Annotated in this window: 1 rRNA gene; it reads right to left on the bottom strand. The window is 50.5% G+C overall.

The window, feature by feature from the left end:
- Positions 1–214, bottom strand: a 16S ribosomal RNA gene (locus KGF48_RS20830); the annotation flags it as partial.

The following is a 214-nucleotide window of genomic DNA, read 5'->3' as shown; positions in this document are numbered from 1 at the left end:
GTGCCCAACTTAATGATGGCAACTAAAGACAAGGGTTGCGCTCGTTGCGGGACTTAACCCAACATCTCACGACACGAGCTGACGACAACCATGCACCACCTGTCACCAATGTCCCCGAAGGGAACTCCCCGATTAAGGAGATGTCATTGGGATGTCAAGCTTAGGTAAGGTTCTTCGCGTTGCTTCGAATTAAACCACATGCTCCGCTACTTGT

Origin of the sequence: Clostridioides sp. ZZV15-6388, from assembly GCF_020657755.1 — a bacterium.
Taxonomy (GTDB): Bacteria; Bacillota; Clostridia; order Peptostreptococcales; family Peptostreptococcaceae; genus Clostridioides.
This window is presented reverse-complemented; position numbering and strand designations above follow the sequence as displayed.